Origin of the sequence: Actinoplanes sp. NPDC048791 (genome assembly GCF_040650095.1) — a bacterium.
GTDB lineage: Bacteria > Actinomycetota > Actinomycetes > Mycobacteriales > Micromonosporaceae > Actinoplanes.
The window spans coordinates 1-4,956 of sequence record NZ_JBEZGQ010000639.1; the positions used below are offsets into that span (position 1 = coordinate 1).

The following is a 4,956-nucleotide window of genomic DNA, read 5'->3' on the forward strand; positions in this document are numbered from 1 at the left end:
ATCCGGGCGGCCCGGCCGGGGTCCCGGGCGAGCCGCGCCTGGGCCAGGCGATCGCCCATCCGCCACCGTCCGAACAGCAGGAACACGCCGACGAGCCGCAGCAGGATGGCGGCGAGCAGCAGCACCCCGGCCGCGATGAGCGTGCGGTTCAGCCCCGGCTCCGGCTCGGCGGCCAGGTCGTCCAGCACGAAGCTCAGCTGCAACCCGATGTACGCGAAGACGAACGTCTCCAGCAGGAAGTCGACGACCGGCCAGAAGGCGTCCTCCTGCAACCGGGTCCGGTAGGCGCCCGGATACTGGTGCCGCGGGTCCAGGGACGTGTTCACGCTGATCAGGAAGGCCGCGGTGACGACCGCGATGATGCCGGAGGCCTCGACCTGCTCGGCCAGCAGGAACGCGGTGAACGGCACCAGCAGCACCAGCGTGGTCTCCAGCGTCGGATTGGCCAGCCGCTTGCGCAGCAGCAAGGTGGCCGCCGTCAGCAGACCGCCGATGGCCGCACCGAGCGCCGCGTTGCGCAGCAGCTCCAGGGCCCCGGCGCCCCAGCTGGTGTGCTCCCCGGCGACCGCGCCCACCGCGATGCTGAACAGGGTGAGCGCGGTGGCGTCGTTGACCAGGCTCTCCCCGGTGAGGATCGAGGTGACCCGGCGGGGCAGGCCCAGCTCCTTGCCGTGCGACACGGTCGTGATGGTGTCCGGCGGGGCCAGCACCGTACCGAGCACGAAGGCGGCGGCCAGCCCGATCGACGGCAGCAGCCACGAGGTCACCACCCCGAGCGCGCCCGCGGTCAGCACCACCAGCAGCACCCCGAGGTCGATGATGCTCCGCAGGTTCTGCCCGAACGCCGTGGCCGAGGCGTTGCGGGTGGCCGAGTAGAGCAGCGGGGGCACCACGATCGCCAGGATCAGCTCGCTGTCCAGCTCCAGCCGCGGCACCCCGGGCACAAAGCTGATCCCGGCGGCCAGCGCGACGATGATCAGCCCGGGCTGGACGCCGCGCCGGTGGGCCAGGGCGGACACCGCGATACCGGCTCCGATGATGAGCAGGATCTGTACGCCGTTCATGATCGCCAGGCTAGTGGCCGGGCCCGCCGGTGTGACGTACTCCCTGGATGAGCGATCGCGTGGCCGAGGCGGCGCCGGTATGCTGGTCGGCGGGCCGTGACTGGCGCGTTCGGATGGGCCAACCATCGGGGAGCGGCCCCGTGCCGGACGACCGTTCTCCGGAGACGACCTGCCGTGCGCCTGGGCCTCTTCACCTGTGATAGGGAGGTCCGATGTCTGCACTGAACGCCGAATCGACCGCGTTCCGCTCCGCCCTGGAAGCGGTCCGCGCCGTCGAGCCCCGCATCGCCGACGCGATCGCCAAGGAGCTCACCGACCAGCGTGAGTCTCTCAAGCTCATCGCCTCCGAGAACTACGCGTCCCCGGCCGTGCTGCTCGCGATGGGCAACTGGCTCTCCGACAAGTACGCCGAGGGCACCATCGGCCGCCGCTTCTACGCCGGCTGCCAGAACGTCGACACCGTCGAGTCGGTCGCCGTCGAGCACGCCAAGGCCCTGTTCAACGCGCCGTACGCGTACGTCCAGCCGCACTCCGGCATCGACGCCAACCTGGTCGCGTACTGGGCGATCCTGGCCGACCGGGTCGAGGCGCCGGCACTGGCCAAGGTGCAGAAGCGCAACGTCAATGACATGACCGACGCCGAGTGGGCCGAGCTGCGCGCCGCGTTCGGCAACCAGCGGATGCTCGGCATGAGCCTGGACGCCGGCGGCCACCTCACCCACGGCTTCCGGCCGAACATCTCCGGCAAGATGTTCGACCAGCGCAGCTACGGCGTCGACGCGGCCACCGGTCAGATCGACTACGCGGCGCTGCGCGAGTCGGCCAAGGATTTCAAGCCGCTGGTGATCGTGGGCGGCTACTCGGCGTACCCGCGCAAGGTGAACTTCCGCATCATGCGGGAGATCGCCGATGAGGTCGGCGCGACCTTCATGGTCGACATGGCCCACTTCGCCGGCCTGGTCGCGGGCAAGGTCTTCACCGGTGACTTCGACCCGATCGCCAACGCGCACATCGTCACCACCACGACCCACAAGAGCCTGCGCGGCCCGCGCGGCGGCGCGGTCTTCTGCCAGCCCGAGCTCTCCGACCAGGTCGACCGGGGCTGCCCGATGGTCCTCGGCGGCCCGCTCGCCCACGTCATGGCGGCCAAGGCGATCGCCTTCGCGGAGGCCCGCCGGCCCGAGTTCGCCGACTACGCCCAGCGCATCGTCGACAACTCGCAGGCCCTGGCGGCCGGCCTGACCAGCCGCGGCGCCACCCTCCTCGGCGGCGCCACCGACAACCACCTGGTCCTCATCGACGTCGACAAGTACGGCCTGACCGGCCGCCAGGCAGAGCAGGCGCTGCTCGACTCCGGCATCGTCACCAACCGCAACGCGATCCCGCAGGACCCGAACGGCGCCTGGTACACGTCCGGCATCCGGATCGGCACCCCGGCGCTGACCACCCGGGGCCTGGGCACGGCCGAGATGGACCAGATCGCCGAGCTCATGCACACGGTGCTGAGCAGCACCAAGGCCGGCGCCTCGAAGGCGAAATTCGACCTGGACGCGGCGGTCTCCGACCGGGTCGCCAAGCAGGCGACCGAGCTGCTCGCCGACTTCCCGCTCTACCCGACCGTCGACATCTCCTGATCCTGCTTCGCCGCCCGTCGGACAGCCGTTATTGCGGCTGTTCGACGGGTATGCGGCGGGGATGACAGATCAACCGAGCGATCAGACAATCGGCGGCCTCGAAACCGTGCACACGTTCGACAGCGGGCCGATGCCCACCGGCGTGAGTGTCTCCGCGAGCGGACGGATCTTCGTCAACTACCCGAAGTGGGGCGACGAGGTGCCGTTCACGGTCGCGGAACTGCGCGACGGGACCGCCGTCCCTTTCCCCGACCAGACGTGGAACAGCCCGTCCGGCGACGACGATGCGAAGGCCTTCGTGTCGGTGCAGAGCATCGTCGTCGATCCCGCCGACCGGCTCTGGGTGCTCGACACCGGGAGTCCGTTGTTCCAGCCGACCAAGCCCGGCGGCCCCAAGATGGTCTGTGTCGATCTGAGCACCGACACCGTCGTGCAGACGATCGTCTTCGAGCCCGACGTGGCGCTGCCCACGACCTATCTCAACGACGTGCGGTTCGACCTGCGGCGCAACGTCGCCTACATCACCGACTCCGCCGATCAGGGCCCGAACGGCATCATCGTGGTCGACCTGGCATCCGGTACGGCCTGGCGGAAGCTGCACGATCATCCGTCCACCAAGGCCGAGCAGCCGCCGGCCTTCCTGCCCGTGGTCGAGGGCGCACCGTTCCTGGAGCGTCCGGCCGACGGCCCGGCCAAGCCGGTGCTGATGGGCTCGGACGGCATCGCCATCAGCGCGGACGGCAGCCGGCTCTACTACTGCCCGCTCGCCTCCCGGCACTGGTACAGCGTGTCGACCGACGCTCTGGTGGACCGCTCGGCCGGTGCTGACGAGGTGGCCGCGACGGTGGTTGACGAGGGGGACAAGGGCGGCCTCTCCGACGGGCTGGAGACCGACGACCAGGGCCGGTTCTATCTCACCAACTGCGAGCACAACGCGGTCCTGCGGCGGTTGCCGGACGGCACGCTGGAGACGGTGGTGCACGATCCGCGGCTGCTCTGGCCCGACACGATGTCGGTCGGCGCGGACCGGCACCTCTACGTGACCGCCAACCAGCTGCACCGCCAGGCCAAGTACCAGGGCGGTACGGACCGGCGCCAGTACCCGTACTCGCTGTTCCGGGTGCCGATCGACGCCGGCCCGGTCAGGCTCGTCTGACGATCCGGTGCAGCTCGACGCCGGTCAGGACCCCGTCCGACACGGTCGCCGTCTGGTACGTCGCGTACGGCTGGCGGCGCCGGTCGGTCGGGGAGCCCGGGTTGAGCAGGCGCAGGCCGGTCTCCGCCGTGGTGTCCCACGGGATGTGGGAGTGGCCGAAGACCAGCACGTCCGTGTCCGGGAACCGGGCCGCGCAGCGCTGCTCGCGGCCGGTGGCCTGCCCGGTCTCGTGGACCACGGCCAGCCGTAGCCCGTCCAGCTCGGCCCGGGCGATCTCGGGGAGCCGGGCGCGCAGCGCCGCACCGTCGTTGTTGCCGTAACAGGCGATCAGCCGCTTCGACCGGGCGGTGAGCTCGTCCAGCAGCGGGACGTCGACCCAGTCGCCGGCATGGACGACGACGTCGGCCGCGTCGACCGCCGCCCACAGCTCGGCCGGGAGGTCGCGGGCCCGCTTCGGCAGGTGGGTGTCCGCCATCAGTACCAAGCGCATGACGCCACCCTAGAACCCTGGAGAGCGAGGAAGCGCTTCCCGCAAGAAGGGCCGTCGTGTCCCTTTTAGTCCTTAAGAGGCTTACGAGCGTCTTACAAGTGCAGGCTCATTCGGGCGCGTCGATCCGGCGGTGAGAACCGTTATCCAGAGCCGATTTTCCCGTCGGGGCAGGGCCGCGGAAGCAGCTGCGGCGGGGACGCGCCAGGACCCTATCAGTGCACGTCGGAACCGGTTCCGGAACCACCCGGCGGGGCGGCCGGCCGAGCCTCTCGGAGAGCTTCCGTGCAGCTAGAACGGTTGCCGACGGCAAAAACAGCTCCGGAAACCTCGCCGCCGATCCTTTGACACACAGCCGTAACGAACTTAGCGTCCAGGAAACAGTGAAGCGCTCTCTTCGACCGCTCCGGCTGTCATCCCCAACGGGCGCTTTCCCCGGCTCCCGCCCCTCGGACGCGTGACCCCCGCGCCCGTACCGCTGTGTCTAGGAGAAGCAATGGTCATCCCCGCTCCCTCCGTCGCCCCCGCCGGGCGGTCGCGCCGCCGATGGCGGCTCGCCGCCACCGGCGCCCTGGTCGCCTCGGTCGTCGCCGGCTTCGGCGCGGTCACCGCGCT

Annotated in this window: 4 protein-coding genes and 1 riboswitch; of the genes, 2 read left to right on the forward strand and 2 right to left on the reverse strand. The window is 70.3% G+C overall.

All coding sequences use genetic code 11. The features are described 5' to 3' along the window. Positions 1-1,064, reverse strand: a 1,064-nt coding sequence (locus AB0C29_RS33320; protein ID WP_360828727.1) for a cation:proton antiporter, incomplete at its 3' end; no start/stop codon positions are given. 86 nt (positions 1,065-1,150) lie between these two features. Further along, positions 1,151-1,257: riboswitch (ZMP/ZTP riboswitch) on the forward strand. Between the two features lie 19 nt (positions 1,258-1,276). On the opposite strand from AB0C29_RS33320, the gene AB0C29_RS33325 reads away from it, so the two are divergent. Together AB0C29_RS33325 and AB0C29_RS33330 are read left to right on the forward strand one after the other, a co-directional pair. Further along, positions 1,277-2,698, forward strand: coding sequence for a glycine hydroxymethyltransferase (locus AB0C29_RS33325; protein WP_360828730.1), 1,422 nt, complete (start codon positions 1,277-1,279; stop codon positions 2,696-2,698). Positions 2,699-2,759: 61 nt separating this feature from the next. Beyond that, positions 2,760-3,854 carry an L-dopachrome tautomerase-related protein gene (locus AB0C29_RS33330; RefSeq protein WP_360828733.1) on the forward strand — a complete coding sequence of 365 codons (1,095 nt, stop codon included), beginning with the start codon at positions 2,760-2,762 and terminating at the stop codon, positions 3,852-3,854. Here AB0C29_RS33330 and AB0C29_RS33335 read toward each other — a convergent pair. After that, complete coding sequence (locus AB0C29_RS33335; protein WP_360828736.1) at positions 3,841-4,344, reverse strand: YfcE family phosphodiesterase; 504 nt, start codon at positions 4,342-4,344, stop codon at positions 3,841-3,843. The two genes, AB0C29_RS33330 and AB0C29_RS33335, sit on opposite strands and share 14 nt — an antisense overlap. Positions 4,345-4,956 lie beyond the last annotated feature (612 nt).